This is a genomic window from Rhodococcoides kyotonense (assembly GCF_900188125.1).
Taxonomy (GTDB): Bacteria; Actinomycetota; Actinomycetes; order Mycobacteriales; family Mycobacteriaceae; genus Rhodococcoides; species Rhodococcoides kyotonense.
Window position 1 is genome coordinate 33,421 of the sequence record NZ_FZOW01000027.1, and the last position, 20,383, is coordinate 53,803.

The following is a 20,383-nucleotide window of genomic DNA, read 5'->3' on the forward strand; positions in this document are numbered from 1 at the left end:
CATTCCGCGCTTGACAGTGATCACAACGCAGTGAAGGCTTCGTGACATCGCCCCGGCCCCGTCATTGGACGCGCCTGCTCGTGGACCCGGTCTTCGGACCGGTGTTCTTCGGCAAACTGCTGACAACGACGGGTCAATGGATACTCAACGTGTCGAACGCGATCGTGACCTATAGCTTGACCGGGGACGCGTTCTTGGTCGGTCTGGTGAGCGTGGCTCAGTTCACCCCGCAGCTCCTCCTTGCCCCGCTCAGTGGCCGTCTCGCAGACCAGGGAAATCCGGTCAGGCAAATCATTGCTGGCCGAGTTATCACCGCCCTCGGAGGTTTCGGGACGGCTCTGAGTATCTGGGCGGTCGGCGGCGCGGAGAATCTTCCGGGGGCGTGGGTGTTGATCGTGACGGCATTCGTCGTCGGACTTGGCACCGTGCTCGGCGGCCCCGCCATGCAATCTATCGTGCCGACTCTGGTGCGCCCGAACGAGATCGGCGCTGCTGTCACATTGAACAGCACTCCCATGACGATCGCGCGAGCAGTTGGCCCGGCAGCTGCTGCAGCCATCATCGTCGGAGCTGGACCTGGTGCAGCTTTTGTCACGGGCGCGGTGACAAACCTGGTGCTCGCTGGGATCCTGTTGATCGTCCGAATACCAGCCAGACCCCGTCGTGTAGGCACTGACTTCAGTATTCGTGCGGGGTTAGCATACGTTGTGCGGGATCGGCCGATCAGGCTGCTGATGGTATGCACGGCAGCAGCTGCGCTGGCCGCAGAGCCTGCTCTGACGCTGGCTCCCGCGCTTGCAGATCAGCTCCAGGCATCCCCGGGTTATGTGGGTTTGATCGCGTCCTCATTCGGGATCGGCTGCGGAGTCGGCATTGCGTTGACTGGACTGCTACGTAGGGCCGTCGGTTCAGCAGTCATCGCAACTAGCGGATTGTTGGCCACGGCAGCGGCCCTCACCGCGGCTGCTTTCGCGACCTCGCAAGTACTGACCCTGGTTGTGTTCGGGGTGTGCGGTGCCGGAATGACGTGCGCGTTCACCTCGGCGTCGGTCATGATTCAGCAACGCGTTCTTCCCGAATTGCGCGGTCGAGTGATGGCGACGTGGTCCATGGCGTTCCTTGGCACGCGGCCCATCTCCGCCGCTCTCAACGGCTCTGTCGCCGAAATCGTGTCCGTCCGAGCCGCCCTGATAGTGACAGCCGGGCTGATCGTCGCTGCCGCAATTGCAAGTAGGCCAGCGGCCACCGATCCACCATCGACCACCACTCATTGACGGATGCGACATCTCGAAGAAGGTGACAAGGATGCGTAACCAATTCAAGGCGATTCAGCTACCGAATCCCGTTGCAGAGAACTGGGACTGGCAGCTGAACGCATCGTGTCGAGACGTAGGGGTCGAGGCCTACTTTCCGCCGGTTGGTTTGAGGGGATCGTCTCTCCTTCGGTTCGAGCTCGACGCGAAAGCACCATGCAACGGCTGCCCAGTACTCGCACGTTGTCGCCAATATGCACTTCAAGGCGGTGAGCCGTACGGGATCTGGGGTGGGCTTACCGCACGAGAACGATCGGAAATACTTCGACAACCTGCTTCTCGATCCGGGGAGTCCCGTTCGCTGCCTGAGAAGACCTCACACCATCGGATAGGGCCACCGAAGCGCTTTTACATCAAGCGAATACGTGAGCACCACACATGACAACACCGCCCACTGGCGCGATGCAACCCGAGCTCTAATCCGACTCGACGACGTTCGATCACCTGAGCGCAGCGCAGTCGAAGTGCACGATGTCGACGACGATCAGAACAGGAGCCGGCTGATGGCGACTGTGGTCCACGCTGTAGTCGAGGCCGGACGGCGGGGCCGACGGTGACCACGCGACACCCAATCAGCGCCTGCGGCTCTGAGCTTCTGTTCATCCACGTCGCGAATGTCCACCGGATCGCTACTGCTCGTATCGATTTGGCACTTCGTGTTCACGGCCTTCGTAACCAGACCTACGGCTTGCTGGCAGTGACGTGCTCCAGCAAAGGAGGAATCGACCAACGCAGGGCCGCATGCGAACTCGGTCTCGACTTACGCCAGATCAACTCTCTCGCCGATGAGCTCGAGGAAGCAGGCTTGGTGACGCGATCACGGGGTGCACATGATCGTCGGTGCCGAACCATCATCTCGACGCCGCGGGGTCAAGACCGGCGTTTGTTGGCTGAAGAACTGGTGCGCACGACTACCGCGGACATCTTCGAGCATTGCTCGCCCGAGGCCATGGCCACTCGTGGATCAGCGTTTGCCGGGGGCGACTCGGACAAGGTCCGACGTGACCCGCGTGATCACGGTTTGACCTGACGCCACACGGTTTCGTAGGCAACACCTTTTAGTTCGTATCGAGAAAGTGTCGGTGTGAGCTGCGACGTGGAAACGGCGTACAGCCGCTTCGTACGAATCGATGACGAAGCGACGGGATAGGGGTCGAGGCAACGCTTCGTGTCATGACCTTCGCTCCCACCCACGACCTACTGAACGTGGCGTTCCTCAGTAAGGATTGAGCCAATCGATATCGGCCTCACTCGAGCTCGGTAACGAACCAAACGAGATCGACTCTTTCAGCGACGAATTCGACAGTCCACTTCGGTCGCATCGCTTCATTCTGGGAGAAACCCGCAATCGTCATCATCAACACGCCGACACTGCGGGCTCGAGGCCGACTCTGCTAGCTGAACAACCTATTCGGTGCATTCACGTTGGACATGCTTCGAGCATCGATTGCTAGAGCTCCTGCCAACACTTTCTCTGCGTGAAGCGGGGCCGCGCCGACACCGCGTTTAGCTGATCCTGCCGAGCATTGCTATCCTCGACCCGACGATGTACAGCGCGACTGATTCGGTGGCGAACCGACCGCAGCAGGAAGCGCTGGAAGCGGTGTGACTGGTGGCGAGCATCGTCGCGAAAGCACTCCCCACTCGGATGCGGAAACCAGCTACCCAAGGATGCGCTGCCGCACCCGGCTCTTGGGGCAACCGCGGGTCGCGCCATCGCGGCGAGGGGCGCAAATCGCTGTGGCAGTTGAGGTCTGAGCCCTGCCTGGGTTGACAGTCCTCGACGGACGACCGGGCGGTACTCGGTTGTCGCGCTGCCGTTCGGCGTGAAGTGTGGGAATATTCGTTCATCTGAACAAGTGCTCAGATGAACGAAGGAGGGTCGATGGTTCGGTCAGGACTGGCTGTGGGCGCTGCATCCGCGTGTGTTCTCGCGCTGGCGGCGTGCAGCGCGCCGACGAGCTCGTCGGGCTCGTCGGGCTCGTCGCCCCAGGACGGTCTCGTTCTCGCGGACGGTTACGAACTCGGTGGCTACAACCCGATCGCCGGCTACGGTGCCGCAGGCGAAGCCAAGATGTACGACGGTCTGCTGAAACTCGACGGAGGCGAGGGCCTGCCCGGGTTCGAACCATCCCTCGCGGCGGAACTTCCGAACGCGAACGCCGGCGCGACGGTGTGGACGGTTCCGCTTCGTACGGGCGTCACGTTCTCCGACGGGTCCGAGTTCGACGCCGCGGATGTCGTCGCCACGTACGACGCCATCCTCGACCCGGCGTCGGCATCGGAGGCGCGGTCGTCGTTCGACATGATCACCGATGTCACTGCGCTCGACCCGCAGACGGTCGAGTTCCGACTTGCCTACCCGTATTCGGCCTTTCCGACCAAGCTGCTGATCGGGATCGTGCCGTCGGAATCGGTTGCCGCGCCTGGCCTCGCTGCCGAATCCAGCCTGAACACAGCGCCGATCGGGACAGGTCCGTACACGCTCGTCGACCTGTCGCCGGAACGAGCAGTGTTCGAGGCCAACGAGAACTACTTCGGTGGAGCACCGGAAGTGAAGAAACTGACGTTGCTGTACGTGCCGGACGACAACACTCGCGCACAACGGATGGCAGCCGGGGAGCTCGACGGAACGAACCTTCCGCCGCTGCTCGCCGAGACTCTCGACGGAAACAGCGGAATGTCGTTGACGGCCAACACGTCTGCGGATTGGCGAGGGGTGTCCCTGCCGACGAACAATCCCGTCGCCGGTGACAAGACCGTACGAATGGCACTGAACTTCGCCGCGAACCGGCAATCGATGGTCGACAACATACTCGGCGGACACGGCCGGGCCGCGGCGACGCCGATTCCCGAGGTGTACGGCGATGCGTACGAGCCGACAGCGGTGTTTCCCTACGATCCGGCCGAGGCGAAGCGGCTCCTGACCGAGGCCGGGTGGGTCGACGGGCCCGACGGCATTCGCGTCAAGGACGGTGTGCGTGCGGAGTTCTCGATCATGTACAACGCGTCGGACACGGTGCGACGAGATCTGGCGCAAGCATTCGCATCCGATGCATTGGCCGTCGGCGTCGAGGTGAATCTCGAGGCTCTCTCCTGGGATCGGATCGACCCGCGCATTTCGTACGACGCGACGCTCCTGGGCGGCGGATCCGAACCGTACGACCCGGACACGCAGGCGTACAACGCACTCGACTCCGAATTCCTGAAGCCGGGCGTCGGAAGTCTCTACGACAACGCGAGCGACTACTCGAACCCGGCTGTCGACGCGGCCCTCGAGACGGGACGCCGTAGCCTCGACCCGGCCGAACGCGACGCCGCCTACCGGGCCATGCAGCGCTCCTACGTCGACGATCCCGGTTATGTCTACCTGGTGTTCCTCGACCACACGTACGTGTCCAAGGACTCGGAGTGGACGCAGTCCGGACCGATCCTCGAACCGCACGCGCACGGTGTGACATGGGGACCCTGGTGGTCGCTGCAGACGTGGACGAGGCAGTCGTGACGGCCACGATCGCGCGGCCCGACGCGACGGCAACTGCGCGGCACGATCCGAACACGCGTCGTCGCGGAATTCTCGCGATGATCGGACGGCGGCTGTTGTTCGTCGTTCCGGTATGTGCGGCTGTCTCCGCCGGGTTGTTCGCAGCCGCGTCGGTATCGCCGTTCGACCCCCTCGTCTCCTACCTCGGAGTTCGGTACACGACGACGTCGGATGCCGACAAGCAGTTGATCGCCGAGCAACTCGGCTTGGATCAGCCCTGGTACACGACATATTGGCAGTGGTTGCATGGCGTGTTCACCGGCGACTTGGGAATGTCGCGGTCGTTCGGGCAGTCCGTCGCCGAGATGCTGACCGAACGCGCACCCTGGACGTTGCTGCTCGCCGGCGTCGGATTGGCACTTGCGGTGACGGTGGCGTTGGTGCTGGGCGTCGTCGCCGGGATTCGTAGCGGGGGACTGCTCGACCGGACGATCACTGCTCTGTGCATCACGATTCAGGGCCTGCCGCCGTTCGTGCTCTCGCTCGGTGCGATCGCCTTGTTCGCACTCGGCCTCGGCTGGCTGCCCGTCGCAGGGCTGACGGACGCGGGCGCTGACCCCACGGTCGGCGGGGTGCTTCGGCACCTGGCTCTTCCGGTGGCGGTGCTCGCTCTGTCGCAGTCGCCGTGGTTGCTGCTGGCAGTTCGTGAATCCGTGTCGGTCTCACGCGGAGAGGATTTCGTCGCCGGAGCCGTCTCGCGTGGGATTCCGGCAGCGACGATCACGCGGCGGCACATCGTGCCGACGTCGCTTGCCCCGTTCGTCAACGTCGTCGGCGTGCGGTTGCCGGAACTCGTCGTCGGGGCCGTCCTCGTCGAGGAAGTGTTCTCGTGGCCAGGAATCGCCGGGGCCATAGTGCAATCCGCGCGAGATCTGGACATGGCACTACTCGCGTTCTTGACCGTGGGTACGACACTGGCGGTGCTTCTCGGCTCGCTTCTCGCCGATGTGGTCGTCGCGCTTCTGGATCCGCGGGTGAAGACCGATGGATAGACGCAGGCTCGTTATCGCCGGTACGGTTCTGGCCGCTCTTGCGCTGTACGCGATCCTCGTGCCGTGGCTGTCGGGAGTCGACGATCGCGTCACGGATTTCGCGGCAGCCAGGCAAGGACCGTCGATGTCGCATTGGTTCGGTACCGACTCGGCAGGCCGAGATCTGTTCGTACGCAGCGCCGCAGCCATCCGAACGTCATTGCTGATCGCGGCCGCGTGCGCGCTGCTGGCGACGGTGATCGGAGCCGCGGTCGGCACGATCGCAGGGCTGTGGGGAGGCTGGGTCGACCGCATCGTCATGCGCAGTACGGACGCGATCAACGCGCTGCCACACCTGCTGCTCGGGATCGTCATCGTCGCGATGTTTCGCGGTAGCCTCGTCGCGATCGTACTGTCGATCGCGCTGACCCACTGGACGCAGGTCGCGCGCATCGTGCGCTCGGAAATATTGGGACTGCGCGGACGACCCTACGTCGACGCCGCGATACTCGCGGGGGCACGGCGCACGCACGTCGTCACCACGCACATGGTCCCCGCGATCCTTCCGCAAGCCCTCATCGCTGTCGTTCTGCTTCTGCCGCACGCGATCTGGCACGAGTCGACCCTGTCCTTCCTCGGCTTCGGACTGCCGCCGCACGAGCCGAGCCTCGGAACCCTGTTGTCCGAAGCGCGAAGCTCGCTGCTTCTCGGCGGTTGGTGGACCCTTGTCTTCCCCGCCGGAATTCTCGTTCTGGCAACGGTGTCGGTGGCCGTCGCCGGCTCGTCGCTGCGTGCCGCGATCGTGCCGCCCAAGCCCTCGGAGCTACGACTGTGACTGCATTGACGATCGACGACTTGACTGTCCGAATCCCACTGGGCGACGGCACGACCGTACACGCCGCGACCGGCGTGAATCTGGAAGTCCCGGCGGGGACGGTCACGGCGTTGGTCGGTGAATCCGGTTGCGGGAAATCGATTCTCGCGGCGGCAGTGATGGCGATGTTGCCCGCGGAGGCGACGGTGTCGGGCTCGATCACGGTCGAGACCGAGGATCGAACCGTCGATGTCTTCTCCGACACCGGCTTCCGAGGCCGCGACGTCGCGTTGATCCCACAGTCCGCGTCGTCCTACCTGACGCCGGTGCGTACGGCACGGTCACAGATCGACGAGACCATCCGAGTGCTGGGGTCGTGTCGACGGTGCGACGACCTCGCGCGCACTGTCGGTCTCGACCCGCACGACCTCGATCTGTATCCACACGAACTGTCCGGAGGTATGGCGCAGCGTGTCGCGATCGCGGGTGCGCTCGTCGGTGATCCCGCAGTGATCGTCGCCGACGAGCCGACGGCGAACCTCGACGGCGAGTCGACGGACCGGATCCTGCATCTGCTGCGGCGATGCGCCGACGACGGGGCAGCCGTCCTGCTGATCACGCACGATCTGTCATCGCTCATGCGGACGGCCGTCGCGGATCGAGTCGCCGTGATGTACGCGTCGCGCATCATGGAAACCGGCCCTGCGGCACTGGTTCTGGACGAGCCCCTGCACGACTACACCCAGGATCTGGTGAATGCCTTGCCGTCGCGTGGTCTGAATCCCATGCCGGGTACGCCGCCACAGCTGACCGATCTACCGGACGAGTGCGTCTACCACCTACGTAGACCGGGCACGCTCATGTCCGGTGGACCGACCGAACTGGTGACCGTCGGAAACAGGTCGTACCGAACGAGACTGAGCGCATGAGTCTCGACGCAATCGGAATCACCGCGGGATATCCCGGCACGTCGCACGTACTGCAGGACGCGTCCCTGTCGGTGCCGGCAGGGGAATTGGTGGGGCTCGCCGGGCCGTCGGGATCCGGAAAGTCGACGATGGCACGGGTACTGTCGTTGCTTCTTGCGCCGCAGGCCGGAACCGTGACCATCGACGGAAGTTCCGTGCGAGGCAGCGGCTTCGGCGTGCCGTCGGACGTTCGTCGACAGGTCGCGATGCTCTTCCAGTCGCCCCGATCCGCGACGGATCCGCGAATGACGTTGCAGGCCATCATCGAACAGCCCGCCGCGATCGCCGGCAGAGAGATCGTGGCTCGGGAACTCGCCGCTCGTGTCGGCCTGACTCCCGACCTGCTGACGCGTCGTCCGCACCAGGTCAGCGACGGCCAATTGCAGCGCGCCTGTGTGGCTCGCGCGCTCGCGCAGGAGCCGAAATACCTGATCTGCGACGAGGCGACGGCGATGCTCGACGCGGCCACGACGGCGTCGATCATGCAGTTGATCCGGAACGAGGCAGAAGAGTCGGGAATGGGTGTTCTGCTCATCAGCCACGACACCGAACTGCTGAATGCGCTGTGCGCCCGTGTGGACGATGGCGTCCACACGGGCACAAAGTGTTCTACACCGTGACGGTCTCGGTGCAGACGGTGAACCCGCCGTAACTGTGATCAGTAGCTGTGAGCGCCGACTATGCCCTCATAGCAACGAGAACTGGTCCGGACCACCGGCGCACACCCTTCCGAAGGGTCACGCCACCTACCTCTGGTTCTCGGGTCGAGACGCATACGTCCGGTGCGAGTCCAGATCGGTCGGCGACGTGCTTCGGATACACAACTCCTCCAGGAGTGCGGCGTACTCGGTGAAGCGGGAGTTCGACTGCGGTCCTTGGTCGCCTCGCCAAATGATCGAGATTCCACCCTCGACGAGACCGGAGGGTCCGTGCCAAGCCCGTGCGACTGCCGAACGATCAGAGTGTGACTCGCCTCTCTCTAACGCGATGCCGCTCAGGACAATTGAGTCCAACTCCGGGACAAGTGTCGTGGGGACGACGTGCGTATGTCGTGTGAGCCGTTCGAAGCTCACCGTGGCAATGAGTTCGCGCCGAAACGCCAGCAAAAGCTTCCCCAATGCATTCGCGTGCAACTGTCGGGGCAGTTCGGTGATGTTGCTGACCGTATGGACGGGATCGGGATCTATCAGTACGAGGCGCCCGTAGACGAACAATGCACCGACAACGGCGGCGTCTACCTGCAGGCGCGCTGCATTCGCTATGTGCCGCAAGGCTGCCACGCGCGTGTTGTTCTCGTTTGCCGCGACGATCTCCGTAACACGGCTTCCTAGAGCAAATCCAGTCAGATCGTGTACCCGTACCAGGTATCCGTCGGAAACCAACATACTCAGCATTCGGTACATGGTCGGTGTCGGGACGTCAGTCATGGACACTAGCTCTTTGGCTGTGACGCCTGGCCCGCTGTGCGCGACCGCTTCGAGGACGGTCAGTATCCGTTGAGCTGCGGCCGGCTGGCGGCCGTTGAAGACACCCGTTGGTCCACCGTCGAATACATCGGTCATTTCGGCTCGCGGTGCGGCGAATCCGACTGGATCTGTGCGAGATTCATCGTCGTGGGTAAAACGTCCGAAAGGTCAGCACGGCAGGTACTGGATGTAGAGACGTTCTCGGCGGCGGACGGTTTTCCGGCGAGCAAGGACACCAACACTGCTACAACGCTCGCGATCGTGATGCTGGGAAGGAACGCAGATAACCGTTCGGCGGACGAAGCCTCGATCGCGTACCAGATGGATGCGATCGCGAGAGACACCAAAGCGAACGTGCCACATACCCGTACGATCACAGACAACTCGTGAATTCGTCGCAGTACCCGCATCGCGCATACCACGGTGATTACTGCTATGACGATCTTCGTCATCTGTGCAAGCAGAATTTCGTTCCCGCTCAACCCGCTTCGGGAGGTATCGAGCGTGTTGGTTATCAGACCGGTGCTGAACACCACGGTGGTCACCGCGATGATCGCTACGAACGGCGTCCGAAACCGTCTCGACACAGCAGCACCTCTGGACGGGAGGTTGCCGTCGAGACTCATCGCGTGGATCAGCCGTGACGCGGCGTTCAAGACCCCCAATGCGATTGCAGCCCAGGTGATCGAGAGACACATCGCCATCAGTGTACCGAGCGCCCGCGGTACCGCTGGATCGCTGGGGTTTGCATACGCGACGAACACCAGGTCGGCCTGGCCGGTGGCGCCGAGAATCGCTGCCAGGATGTAGAGCGGTAATGTGATGCACAACGACATTCGAATTGCCCATGTTGTGGAGGTAAGCGGCCGTTCGGCTTCTGCCCCGAAGAAGGCAACTGTTTCGTACCCGCTAATCGCACGGATACCGAAAAATACTGCGGCTAGAAGGATGCCGATGAAATCGCTTCCCGCTGATTGCATTGTCGGTGCAACCATCGCTACGTCGATTGGGCCGATGTCGTGGAAGGCCGAGTACAGAAGCATCCCGACGATGCCAGACAGTGCGACGACTTCGGCAGCGATGAGCACACGGAATGCCCTCCGCACTCCGATGATCAGAGTGGCGATAATGCACAGTCCGACGCAAGCCGACAGTATTAGACCAGTCGATCTGTCGTAGTCCTTGAAGTCGATGGAGTCGCCCATCACAGCAAGGCTTTGTCCGCTTTTGTAGGTTGTGCTGATTGCAACCAGCGCGTAGCTGATCAGGAGTGCGGCGCCTGCAGTAAGCGCGGCACGGCGCCCGAAGGCCTCGAACGCGTAGCTGTAGATCGAACCCGATGCTGCTATTCGTGACGTGAGTGCACCGAGGCATAGTGCGACTCCTACCGTGATCATCACGGCAACTATGAACCCGATTACGAAACTCGCCGGAGAGCCGGATCTCGTCGATGTGCTGACGACGCTGACCGTGACGGCGGCGGGCCCCATCGATGCGAGAGCCTGGCCGAGGAGGTCGAAGCGTGTGACCTGACTTCGGCCGAGTCTGCGCCCTGCGTGGGGAGGTGATCGATGCGGAGCCGACGTGTGCAGCGATTCGACGACTGCACGTGTTAGGTGTTGCATTAAAAGCTCCGCTCGGTCCCTGTTCGATAGTGCAGACGGAGTCTACGCAAAGTCGGTCAACGAGCTGCAACGCTTGTATTACGCGCGGAACATTCCAAATGAGAATGCGGCGGGGGTCTGTTGGGGAGACTGCACGCGGCGGCGTGTGCAGTCTCGTTTCGAACATCTCCCGAGTTACTTCAGGGACACGAAACGGAGATGCGTGGTTCGTAGCCTGATCGTGTCGCTGACTTGGCGGCTTGACCGAATTTTTCTTTCAGTCGCGTTCATGCACGTTCGTGTCTCGAACGCGGGATTCACATGGGAGTGCCACGACATTGAATGCTCGACGAGCCCGACAATCGACGGCGAAAGGGGTTCTGATCACAGCGGTTGCGGTGGCTTTGGTCGTCGGATGTTCGACGATCGAAACCGAACCCGAGGCGAATTCATCGGGGACTGAGTCGGAATTCTTCGACATCAACGAGGCGACAATCGCGTCCCTCACCGATGCAATGGAGTCAGGGACGCTGACTAGCGTGGAGCTGACTGCGATTTACCTGAATCGGATCGCGACGTACGACGCGGGGGGGATCAACCTGAACTCGGTCAACGTAATGAACGAGCAGGCACTCGACGATGCCGCGCGAATGGATGAACTCCGCGCTGAGGGAACGATTCTGGGCCCGATGCACGGAATTCCCTTCACCGTCAAGGACAGTTACAAAGTCGACGGTCTCACTGTTGCTTCCGGTTCTCCTGCTTTCGCGGGGTTGCGGGCCGACGAGGACGCTTTCACCGTCGAGAAGATTCGCGAGGCGGGCGGGATCGTTCTCGGCAAGACCAACATGCCTCCGATGGCGAACGGCGGTATGCAGCGAGGGGAATACGGTCGAGCCGAAAGTCCCTACAGTAGCGAATATCTGACAGCAGCGTGGGGCTCAGGTTCGTCGAACGGGTCGGGAACGTCCACGGCTGCCAACTTCGCGACGTTCGGCATGGGAGAGGAAACGGTCTCGTCGGGAAGGTCACCGGCCTCGAACAACGGTTTGGTCGCCTACACGCCCTCCCGCGGTGTCGTGTCGATCAGGGGTAACTGGCCGTTGTGGCCGACGAGGGACGTCGTTGTCCCGCATACCCGCAGTGTCGAAGACACCCTGGCGGTCCTCGATGTCGTCGCCTCTCGTGACGAGCGTCCTGAAGGTGATTTTTGGCTGACGCAGCCCTTCATCGAGATCCCGGACATCGACGACGTGCGGCCGGAGTCGTACGACGATCTGAAACAAACCGATTCGCTCGAGGGCAAGCGAATCGGCGTACCTCGGATGTATCTGAACAAAGACGACGAAAGCGAGACCCCGATCGCAACTCGTCAGTCGGTCATCGACCTGTGGGACAACACGGCGCAGGAGTTGTCGGAACTCGGAGCAGAAGTCGTCGAAGTCGATTTCCCGTTGGTAGAGAACTTTTTCGAGGATCGGCCCGGTGCCGAGAGTATGTATACGCGAGGTTACGTCGCGGAGGAGTGGGAAGCGCTGGAGCGAGGCGATCTCGCGTCGTTCTGGATGGAGCAATTCCTGGCGAGCAACGAGGATCCCAGTTACACATCATTCGGTGATGTCGATCCGGCCACGATCTTCCCCAATCCCTCACGCCTTCCAGCCGATCCCGCAGCCACCACGAAGTCGTGGCAGACGCGGATCGACGCGATCGTTGACCGGATGCCGGAAGACATCTTTACGATGGATGGATTGGGGGATGCGCTCGCCGGATACGACAGGACCAGGGAAGAGGACTTCGACTCGTGGTTGGCGGCCAACGACCTCGATCTACTCGCTTTTCCCGCCGTGGCCGATATCGCGGCGCAAGACTCCGACATCAATATCGAGGCAAACGAGCATGCCCAGTCTTACGGCGTGGGCCGTTCGGCGACCGATCATGTGATGCGCCAGTTCGGAATTCCAAGCGTGTCCGTTCCTATGGGGCTCGTGGACGACATTGACATGCCGATGAACGTGACGTTTGCGGGGCTGCCATACTCGGACAACGAACTGCTCTCGTATGCATTCGCGTACGAGCAGGCTACTCACCACCGTCCCTTGCCTGTGAGGACGCCTGCACTGGATACAGACCGAGTCGAGATCGTCGACGACGAAACTCGACGACCGGAGACGCGGCAGGACACCGATGCTCCGGAACTGTCTGTGGTAACCCGTGACGTCGACAGAGGCGGGCTGACGCCTCGCGTCGAGGTCACGGTGACCAGTAGTGACCCGTCGGGAATTGCCGATCTCTGGCTCACCGCGAATGGTGATCGAATTTCACTGGTTGAGGCGAACCAGGGAACGTACGAGGCGACTGTCCTGTTAGATCGCTACACCTCCGCCGGTGATGCCGGCCCGGTAGACGGAATTCGGTTGGTCACGTTGTCCAAGGATCGTGCGGGCAATGCGTCGGCCGACACCAGAGTGTTGCCTACCCGATAGATTTCCGCCGTCCGTGTACGTAGTTCGGCGCGGAACCCGACGGCGGAAGGTGCCCAATCTGCCACCCCAAGTTTCTTCGACGCGATCGGAATGAACGGGTTTTTTCCGGCCCTGTCGAGGAGTGGGTACGGAGCTTTCTGCAACATGCTCCTAGTGTCAGTAACCGAACTCACCGGCGGACGTACTCAGTTTGCATGTATGTCCCGCCGGTGAGTATTCGGTGCAGACACAACGATGCCCAGCGGGTGTCGGTTCGCTCCACTGTTCATCGGCGTCGCTATGGTCCGACCTAGACGAGCATTGCACCGTTCGACGCCGAGCCGACGAGCTTCGAGTACTTCGCCAACACCCCGCGCGTGTAGCGCGGAGGCAGCGGAGCCCAACCCTCTTTGCGCGCGTCGAGTTCCGCGTCGTCGACGAGTACGACGAAGGTGCCCTCGGCTACGTCGAGGCGAATCCGGTCACCGTCCCGAACGAACGCGATAGGCCCAGCGTCGACGACTTCCGGCGCTACATGCCCGACGCACAGTCCCGTTGTTCCACCCGAGAATCGGCCGTCGGTCAGGAGCAGAACATCCTTGCCGAGTCCCGCGCCCTTGGTCACGCCAGTGATGGCAAGCATCTCACGCATTCCCGGCCCGCCCTTGGGTCCTTCGTACCGGATGACGACGACGTCGCTCGCGGAGATGGTGCCGTACGTCCATCGCGGTACGTCCGATCTCGAAAACCCCTGCGGTGCAGGTGAACACGTCCGAACCGAATCCGACCGACTTGACGACGGCGATGGCGTTCTCGAATGCTTCCTTCGTCAGGATGTCGCGCACGGTGATACCGCGTCGGAGCATCTCGACGACGGCCTCGCCGCTCGCATGTGCGAACTGGTCGCGTCGGAAATCAGGGTCGGGTGGAGATGCGCTGCAGAGCAACGACATTCCGATGGCTTCGGCCGCACTCGCCATCGTGGTGGCGGTGTACATGCCGCCGCACGCGCGTTCGCCGGGGCAGATGGCGCGTTCGATGGTGTCGACGTCGCCTGATCAAGGGCGCCGATGATGCGGCCGCGGAGTTCGAGGGCGCCGTCGATGGTCTTCATTACGGGCGGCGTAATCGGCGAAGTGGTCGTTGCCGAAGTACGACCGAACTGCGCCTGCGGCGACGATGAGGCTGTCGTGGGCGGTTTCAGTGATGCGTTCACGAAATGGCTCGTCACGGTCTTGTTCGGAAGGTTGATGCTGCCGACCGTACCGAAGATGACCGAGGCGTTGGCTCAGTCCAGGAGGATCATTCGCGTCGAAGGCGCGATTTCTCCTTCGGAGAGAATGCCGGCGGCCACCTGGTAGAACAGTGGATGGAAGAGGTGGTGGGTGGTGGTATTCGCGATCAGGGTGACGTCAACGTTGGCCGTGCGGGGCTGTTCGCGGCGAACAGGAATCCGAACCCGGAGCCGATGACGACGACGTGATGCGGGTGCACCCGTTGCGCGAGTGCCGTGGTGAGTTCTTGGATATTGGCCAGGGAACCCTCCATTAGAAAGTAGCGGTCGACGGACCCGTCTTTCAGACACCATCGAGCGAGCATCCAGCGTCAACACACCGGACTCATTGGTTACCGGAGGTTTTCCAGGCTGTCTCCCGTTGAGCTCTGTGATAATCGGCTCGTTCTGACTGGGTCATTCCACCCCACACGCCGTACGGCTCAAGGGTTTTGAGTGCGTAGGCGCGACACTGCGTAAGGACGGGGCATCCTCTGCAAATTGCTTTGGCTACTTGTTCCCTGCGGATCCGGGCGTGGCCGCGTTCGTCGGAGGGGTGAAAAAACTGAGAGGAACTGTGGCCGCGGCACTTTCCATGCAGTTGCCAGTCCCACTCTTCTGCTACGGCAGGAGGTAGCCAGGCGGTTTTCATCGGAACGTCTCGGACTCTCACTTGTTTTCCGTTCGGGTGTAGGTCAGGCCAGACCGGCTGCAGTCGTGGTGAGCGCGGACACGACCGCCAGTCCACGCGGTTCACCGGTGATCGGAGCGACACGGAAGCCGTAGTCCTGCAGCACACCGAGCGCCGTGGTCCGCATGTGTAGTTCGGGCATGCCATCCGCATTCGACGCTGGTTACGCAGGAGGGTGCCAAAGCCGTAAGAAGTGAACTTCCCCCAACCGACAGTAGGTGGCTATCGGTTGGGGGAAGTTCAATAGCCACCTACTGTCATGTACAGCTGACGCCGCTCAGTCGCCGCTGCTTTCCCCCGCTTTCAGGATCGAGGGTTCGGCAGTTCGAACCGGCGATTGGGCTTTACCGGCCTTCCAGATCGTCAGGACCGCCAGCAATCCGATAACACTCGTCGTCAACACGAAGAAGTAAGGGGACCGGAGGTTGTCGGTCTGGTCGACGAGCCAGGTTGCGATGAACGGGGCGGTGCCGCCTGCGATCACCACTGAAATGTTCGTCGCTAGGGCGGTACCGGTGTAACGCACCTCGTCGTCGAACAGCTGCGGAGTGATGGTGTACGACGCAACCTGCAGGAACGCCATGTTGACCATGATCAGTCCGTACCCGACAGCAGCGATAGCCAAGTTGTGCAGATCCATCAGCACGAGGGCGGGGTACGTGGTGATCGCGTAGCCCGCGAGACCGATCGTGGCGACCTTCGTCGTGCCGATCCGGTCGGCCAAGCGCCCTGTGAACGGCATCAGTAGAACAGCGAAGACTGTGACTCCGGCAGTGATCCAGTAAATCGGAGCTCGTGGGTAGCCGAGGTTCGTCACCAGGTAGATCGCGATGAACGTCGAGCCGATGTAGGCCGCACCCTGGACCCCGATGCCCAGCGAAATCGCCTGCATAAGCGGTTTCGGGTAGGACTTGAGTGCCGAGACAAGCGGGAAGCCCTCGCTCGACTTGGACACGTTGTGGTCGATGTCGGGCAGGCTGCGTCGTGCGAAGTAGCACATGACGGTCAAGGGCAGTGCGATCAGGAACGGGATACGCCATCCCCAGTCGCTGAGCTGATCCGCGGCGAGCACTCCGGAGACGATACCGACCGTTGCCGACGCGATGGCGAATCCACCGTTGGTTCCCATCGGAACGAACGCTGCGTAACGCGACTTCTGCCCGCGCGGTGCTGCTTCGGCGATGACCGTTGCTGCACCACCGACTTCGCCGCCGGCGAAGAAGCCTTGTGCCACGCGGACGATGAACAACAGAATCGGCGCGAATACACCGACGGTCGCATACGTCGGTAGTAGACCGATGGCGGTACTGGCGATGCCGATTCCGATAATGGTGACCATCAGAGCGCGACGTCGTCCGTACTTGTCGCCCATCCAACCGAAGTAGATGCCGCCGAGTGGACGGATCACGTAGGACAGTGCGAACAGGGCCAACGTGTACAGGAGTGCCGCGACGGGATCCTCGTCGGGGAAGAACAACGGCGCGATGATCGATGCGACATAGCCGTACAGGGCGTAGTCGTAGTACTCGATCAAGGTGCCGAGGCCGCCGGCGACGACGACACGGCGCATGCCGGCCTTGTCCTTCACCGTCGGTTCGATGTCACGAATACTCATCGGATCGTCCTCCTGTTCTGGTGTTCGTGCGTGGACATATGTACTCCTCGGTGCTGTTCGGGGTGAGCGGATCTCGGGGTGCCGGGTTCATCGGTCAGTCGACGAAGTCGGCGATGTACTCGCGAACGATGCCTTCGAACGACTGCTCGGCTTCGAGCCCGAGCGCGCTGGCACGTGGGGTGACGAAGCGGGAAGGCCACTTTCCAACGATGTCGGTGACGGCAGAGTCCTCGCCCCACGCGATGAGGTCGCTCGTGGCCTTGCCGGTGACCAGATCGAGTGCCTTCGCCATCTCTGCGGGCGTGGTGGTGAGGGCAGGAAGGTTCATCGCGGTGCGGCTGCCCCACGCGTCGTCGTCTACGCTCGCGGCGCGAACGAGCCCGTCGACGGTGCGACGTGGCGACGACAGTGCGATGGGGAAGTCGGGCGGAATCGGGCAGGTGGCCTTCTCTCCCGCGATCGGCTCCCTGATGATTCCCGACATGAAGCTCGACGCCGCGGCATTCGGCTTGCCGGGACGAACCGACACCGTCATCAGCCGAACGGTGCGACCTCTCGCGTAGCCCTTACGCGTGTAGTCGGCGACCAACTGCTCACCGATGAACTTCTGGATGCCGTAGCTGGACTGCGGGCGCGGCAACGTGTCGTCGTCGACCGTGCCGATGGCGCCGACGTACGGGTCGATACCGAACACAGCGAGCGAACTCGAGAACACCACAACGGGCGGAACCTGTTGTCCACGTGCGTGATCGAGAAGCTTTCGTGTGCCGTCCAGGTTGGTGCGCATGCCAAGATCGAAATCGGCTTCGGCAGCGCCGCTGACGACGCCGGCGAGGTGGAAGATCGCGTCGCAGTCGCCGAGGTCGGCGATGCCGGTGTCGAGATCGCCGACGATGACGCTTACGCGCGGGTCGCTCTTCAGTGATTCGAGGGGCTCGACGAGATCGACGAGGACGAGTTCGGTTACGTCGGCTGGGGCCGCTCCGCCCACGGAGATCGGGGCTGCGAGCAGACGTTGTGCGAGCAGTGTGCCGAGAAAGCCTGCGCCGCCGGTGATTGCGATACGGGTGGTCATGAGAGCTCCAGTCTGTCGACGACGTCGGCGAGAGAGTTGTCGTCGCCGACGTTGCCGGCGAAGACGATGTACGGAAGCCCGGCTGCGTTGCCGCCGACCGGTTCCCACAGCGAGACGATTCCGGGAAGCAGTGAGCCTCGAATCCAGGAACGAGTGATTCCGAGTCCCTTGGTCGCGGTATCGGCGGAGGTGATGCCGCCCTTCGCGATCACGTACGACGGTCGGTTCAGCTCGACCACCCGGTTGACTACGTGCGACAGTGCGGCACTCACCGTGCGGGCGATGTCGAGGCTCGCGTCCCGGTCTGCACCGGTCACGAGCGTCCGAGATGTGCTGACCACCACGAGCGAATCCTTCAGCGCCGCAGCCGCATCAGCGACCGTGGCGTCGAGGTGCGCGGTGTTACGGGTTGGATCGAGAACTGCTTCGACATCCAGTTCGACGCGGACCAACTCGCGACGGTCGGAGAGTGCGGCGAGCTGTCGGCTCGTGAGGCCGACGTGTGAGCCGACGACGATGAGTCCGTGTGTGTCCCGTGACACCAGCGACTCGAGGGTCGCGTCGTCGATCGGTTGTGCCGCTTCCTGACCGACGCGTGCGCGCACGAAGGATGGTCCGATGCGGTAGACGAACGAAGAACCGGCTTTTTCGGCGGCGACGACGGCCAGAGATACGGCACGAAGGTCGTCGTCGGTGACCGCGTCGAGTACGACGATCTGGCCGTTCCGTGCCTCGGCAACACGAGAGGCGATCGATTCGGTTGTTCCGCTCCGGATTTCGTCGATACCCAATTCGAGTACGTCTTCGGCGGAGATCGCGCCCTGGCTCTTCTCTACGGCCCAGTCACGCAGTCGGGACGACGAGTATCCGAACGTTGCGTCGCGTGCGAACTCGGTGTCCGCCACCGGAATCAAACCGTCGGCGGACGTGACCACGTGTGTGCCGTCGATCGTGTATCGGCCGACATCGATGTAGGCGGGCGAGAGCAGAACGCCGTCGATCGCCTTGCCTGCGTCTGCGACGACCCGTCCGATGACATCGGTTTCGAGGGGAAAGTGTCCACGAAGAGTGGAGTCGCTGCGGCTCGCGAAAGCCAAGTCGACATTTTCGTGTGCGGCGGCTTCGAGGGACGCACGCACGATCTCTTCGTTGAGCTGGGCAGCCTCGGACGGGTCGAGGCTACGGCTGTTGGTGAGGACGAAGAAACCGGGAGTGTTCTGCTGGAGGGCCCAGCGGATGTCGTCGACAGCCCACGTTGTGAGGACGGGGAGGTCCCGCACCGTCTGGGTGCCGGTCGGATCGTCATCGAGGACGACGACCCGACGGCCACCCACCGAGGCGTCCCGGACATCGCTGCCGGACACCGAGCGGACCGGCGGCAACGTCCGAGGGGAGAAGGACGTTGTCACCGAACACCATCCATGGACAGCAGCAGCTGCATACGGTGCGCAGCGAGCTCCGGGTCCGGGAACAGGCCCAGCTCGTCGGTGAGGCGGAACAGATTACTCAGGTGCTGGAGCGAACGCAGGCCTTCGCGTCCGGTGACCATGCGGAAGTGATTCTGGTGTCCGGACAGCCACGCCACGAAGACGCAGCCGACTTTGTAGCGGTCCGCGGGGCGCTCGAACATCTTCACGGCCATGGGGATCGAGCGGTTCATGATCTCTTCGAAGCTCTCCTTGTCGCCGGCGTCGAGTGCTGCGAATCCGCTGGAGGCGATCGGTGCGATCGGGTCGAGCACGCCCAGCAGGCCGTGGCTGTGGTGGGTGTCGTCACCGAGCAGGAGGTCGGTGTATCCGTAGTCGTCACCCGTGAACACCTTCACGGACTCGGGCAGGCGACGGCGGAATTCCTTCTCCAGCTCGTGGTCGAGGAGGCTGAACTTGATGCCTTCGAGGTGATCGGCGTTCTCGCGAGCCATCTGCACGACGACGTCCATGGCAGCCATCACGTCGTCGTGGCCCCAGTAGCCTGCCAGCGACGGATCGAAGCCCGTGCCGAGCCAGTGCACGATCGCGGGGCGGGAGGCTTTCGACAGCACCTGGCCGTAGACGGAGAGGTAGTCCTCGGACGACGTCGCGGCTGCCGCGAGTGCGTGGCTGGCGCGGATTACGGCGGCGCTTCCGTGCTGCTCGACGAATTCGAGCTGCTCGAGGTATGCGTCGACGACGGCGCCCAGTTCTGGCTTCGCCGTGGTCAATTGATCGGTGCCGGCGCCGGCTACCACGGCCGCTCCCGCTTCCTTGGCCGCTGCGACGCCGAGACGGATGAGTTCCTGTGCCTGCGTCCAGTTCAGACCGCCAGGGCCACGCTCGGTGGTGTCCATGGCCTCGGCGATGCCGATTCCGTAGCTGAAGAGGTGCTTGCGGAACGCGATGGTCGCTTCCCAGTCGATCGGGGGGACCTCACCGGGAGTGTAGTTTCCGCGCGTGTCCGCAACGACGTGCGCGGCAGCGAGGACTCGGCGAGAAGTGAAGGGCGCCGGGTGCTTCGGGTAGTCGATCGGCTCGTGCATCGTGTGCGGAGCCTGTCCGCCATCGACGGTGGGCAGGCTGACTTTCAATGCGGTGGGGGTGCTCATTCG

General features: G+C 62.6%; 16 protein-coding genes and 2 pseudogenes. 8 read left to right on the top strand and 10 right to left on the bottom strand.

The window, feature by feature from the left end; all coding sequences use genetic code 11:
- Window positions 1-41 precede the first annotated feature (41 nt).
- From CHB96_RS27230 to CHB96_RS27265, 7 genes are all read left to right on the top strand, one after another.
- The gene (locus tag CHB96_RS27230; protein WP_089252255.1) at window positions 42-1,274 is read left to right on the top strand and encodes an MFS transporter; all 1,233 of its coding nucleotides are present in this window, start codon (window positions 42-44) and stop codon (window positions 1,272-1,274) included.
- A 31-nt stretch (window positions 1,275-1,305) separates the two neighbouring features.
- Window positions 1,306-1,695: a WhiB family transcriptional regulator gene (locus CHB96_RS27235; RefSeq protein WP_089252257.1), complete on the top strand. Its 390-nt coding sequence runs from the start codon at window positions 1,306-1,308 to the stop codon at window positions 1,693-1,695.
- Window positions 1,696-3,198: 1,503 nt separating this feature from the next.
- The gene (locus CHB96_RS27245) at window positions 3,199-4,818 is read left to right on the top strand and encodes an ABC transporter substrate-binding protein (RefSeq protein WP_089252297.1); all 1,620 of its coding nucleotides are present in this window, start codon (window positions 3,199-3,201) and stop codon (window positions 4,816-4,818) included.
- Window positions 4,773-5,849: an ABC transporter permease gene (locus tag CHB96_RS27250; RefSeq protein ID WP_089252261.1), complete on the top strand. Its 1,077-nt coding sequence runs from the start codon at window positions 4,773-4,775 to the stop codon at window positions 5,847-5,849. The genes CHB96_RS27245 and CHB96_RS27250 overlap by 46 nt, the downstream gene beginning before the upstream one ends.
- Window positions 5,842-6,663 carry an ABC transporter permease gene (locus CHB96_RS27255; RefSeq protein ID WP_089252263.1) on the top strand — a complete coding sequence of 274 codons (822 nt, stop codon included), beginning with the start codon at window positions 5,842-5,844 and terminating at the stop codon, window positions 6,661-6,663. Before CHB96_RS27250 ends, CHB96_RS27255 begins: the two co-directional genes overlap by 8 nt.
- A complete protein-coding gene (locus CHB96_RS27260) occupies window positions 6,660-7,571 on the top strand; it encodes an ABC transporter ATP-binding protein (RefSeq protein ID WP_089252265.1) in 912 nt (303 codons plus the stop codon). The genes CHB96_RS27255 and CHB96_RS27260 overlap by 4 nt, the downstream gene beginning before the upstream one ends.
- A complete protein-coding gene (locus tag CHB96_RS27265; RefSeq protein WP_089252267.1) occupies window positions 7,568-8,230 on the top strand; it encodes an ABC transporter ATP-binding protein in 663 nt (220 codons plus the stop codon). The genes CHB96_RS27260 and CHB96_RS27265 overlap by 4 nt, the downstream gene beginning before the upstream one ends.
- 126 nt (window positions 8,231-8,356) lie before the next feature.
- Here the strand turns inward: CHB96_RS27265 and CHB96_RS30475 are convergent, their stop codons facing one another.
- Together CHB96_RS30475 and CHB96_RS27275 are read right to left on the bottom strand one after the other, a co-directional pair.
- The gene (locus CHB96_RS30475) at window positions 8,357-9,172 is read right to left on the bottom strand and encodes an IclR family transcriptional regulator (RefSeq protein ID WP_089252269.1); all 816 of its coding nucleotides are present in this window, start codon (window positions 9,170-9,172) and stop codon (window positions 8,357-8,359) included.
- Window positions 9,169-10,701, bottom strand: coding sequence for an APC family permease (locus CHB96_RS27275; RefSeq protein ID WP_089252271.1), 1,533 nt, complete (start codon window positions 10,699-10,701; stop codon window positions 9,169-9,171). The genes CHB96_RS30475 and CHB96_RS27275 overlap by 4 nt, the downstream gene beginning before the upstream one ends.
- A gap of 377 nt (window positions 10,702-11,078) precedes the next feature.
- On the opposite strand from CHB96_RS27275, the gene CHB96_RS27280 reads away from it, so the two are divergent.
- On the top strand, window positions 11,079-13,166 hold the full coding sequence (locus CHB96_RS27280) for an amidase (protein ID WP_089252273.1): 2,088 nt from the start codon (window positions 11,079-11,081) through the stop codon (window positions 13,164-13,166).
- Between the two features lie 289 nt (window positions 13,167-13,455).
- Here CHB96_RS27280 and CHB96_RS27285 read toward each other — a convergent pair.
- From CHB96_RS27285 to CHB96_RS27315, 8 genes and pseudogenes are all read right to left on the bottom strand, one after another.
- Window positions 13,456-14,197: pseudogene (locus CHB96_RS27285) on the bottom strand (dihydroxy-acid dehydratase domain-containing protein); the annotation flags it as partial.
- Window positions 14,197-14,693: pseudogene (locus CHB96_RS27290) on the bottom strand (FAD-dependent oxidoreductase); the annotation flags it as partial. The pseudogenes CHB96_RS27285 and CHB96_RS27290, both read right to left, overlap by 1 nt.
- Before the next feature lie 71 nt (window positions 14,694-14,764).
- Complete coding sequence (locus tag CHB96_RS27295) at window positions 14,765-15,070, bottom strand: WhiB family transcriptional regulator (RefSeq protein ID WP_089252275.1); 306 nt, start codon at window positions 15,068-15,070, stop codon at window positions 14,765-14,767.
- 43 nt (window positions 15,071-15,113) lie between these two features.
- On the bottom strand, window positions 15,114-15,251 hold the full coding sequence (locus tag CHB96_RS29875) for a hypothetical protein (protein ID WP_176444528.1): 138 nt from the start codon (window positions 15,249-15,251) through the stop codon (window positions 15,114-15,116).
- A 135-nt stretch (window positions 15,252-15,386) separates the two neighbouring features.
- Window positions 15,387-16,724, bottom strand: coding sequence for an MFS transporter (locus tag CHB96_RS27300; RefSeq protein WP_089252277.1), 1,338 nt, complete (start codon window positions 16,722-16,724; stop codon window positions 15,387-15,389).
- 94 nt (window positions 16,725-16,818) lie between these two features.
- Window positions 16,819-17,799: a D-erythronate dehydrogenase gene (gene denD / locus CHB96_RS27305; RefSeq protein WP_089252279.1), complete on the bottom strand. Its 981-nt coding sequence runs from the start codon at window positions 17,797-17,799 to the stop codon at window positions 16,819-16,821.
- Window positions 17,796-19,208, bottom strand: a complete 1,413-nt coding sequence (locus CHB96_RS27310) for a four-carbon acid sugar kinase family protein (protein WP_089252281.1) — start codon at window positions 19,206-19,208, stop codon at window positions 17,796-17,798. The genes denD and CHB96_RS27310 overlap by 4 nt, the downstream gene beginning before the upstream one ends.
- Window positions 19,205-20,380, bottom strand: coding sequence for a DUF993 family protein (locus CHB96_RS27315; RefSeq protein ID WP_089252283.1), 1,176 nt, complete (start codon window positions 20,378-20,380; stop codon window positions 19,205-19,207). Before CHB96_RS27315 ends, CHB96_RS27310 begins: the two co-directional genes overlap by 4 nt.
- Between the last annotated feature and the right edge of the window lie 3 nt (window positions 20,381-20,383).

Coding starts and splice junctions, on each gene's coding strand:
- CHB96_RS27295 (WP_089252275.1), bottom strand. CDS start 15,070: ATGAAAACCGCCTGGCTACCTCCTGCCGTAGCAGAAGAGTGGGACTGG.
- CHB96_RS27315 (WP_089252283.1), bottom strand. CDS start 20,380: ATGAGCACCCCCACCGCATTGAAAGTCAGCCTGCCCACCGTCGATGGC.
- CHB96_RS27255 (WP_089252263.1), top strand. CDS start 5,842: ATGGATAGACGCAGGCTCGTTATCGCCGGTACGGTTCTGGCCGCTCTT.
- CHB96_RS27265 (WP_089252267.1), top strand. CDS start 7,568: ATGAGTCTCGACGCAATCGGAATCACCGCGGGATATCCCGGCACGTCG.
- CHB96_RS27235 (WP_089252257.1), top strand. CDS start 1,306: ATGCGTAACCAATTCAAGGCGATTCAGCTACCGAATCCCGTTGCAGAG.
- CHB96_RS30475 (WP_089252269.1), bottom strand. CDS start 9,172: ATGACCGATGTATTCGACGGTGGACCAACGGGTGTCTTCAACGGCCGC.
- CHB96_RS27300 (WP_089252277.1), bottom strand. CDS start 16,724: ATGAGTATTCGTGACATCGAACCGACGGTGAAGGACAAGGCCGGCATG.
- CHB96_RS27275 (WP_089252271.1), bottom strand. CDS start 10,701: ATGCAACACCTAACACGTGCAGTCGTCGAATCGCTGCACACGTCGGCT.
- CHB96_RS29875 (WP_176444528.1), bottom strand. CDS start 15,251: ATGCCCGAACTACACATGCGGACCACGGCGCTCGGTGTGCTGCAGGAC.
- CHB96_RS27250 (WP_089252261.1), top strand. CDS start 4,773: ATGGGGACCCTGGTGGTCGCTGCAGACGTGGACGAGGCAGTCGTGACG.
- CHB96_RS27245 (WP_089252297.1), top strand. CDS start 3,199: ATGGTTCGGTCAGGACTGGCTGTGGGCGCTGCATCCGCGTGTGTTCTC.
- denD (WP_089252279.1), bottom strand. CDS start 17,799: ATGACCACCCGTATCGCAATCACCGGCGGCGCAGGCTTTCTCGGCACA.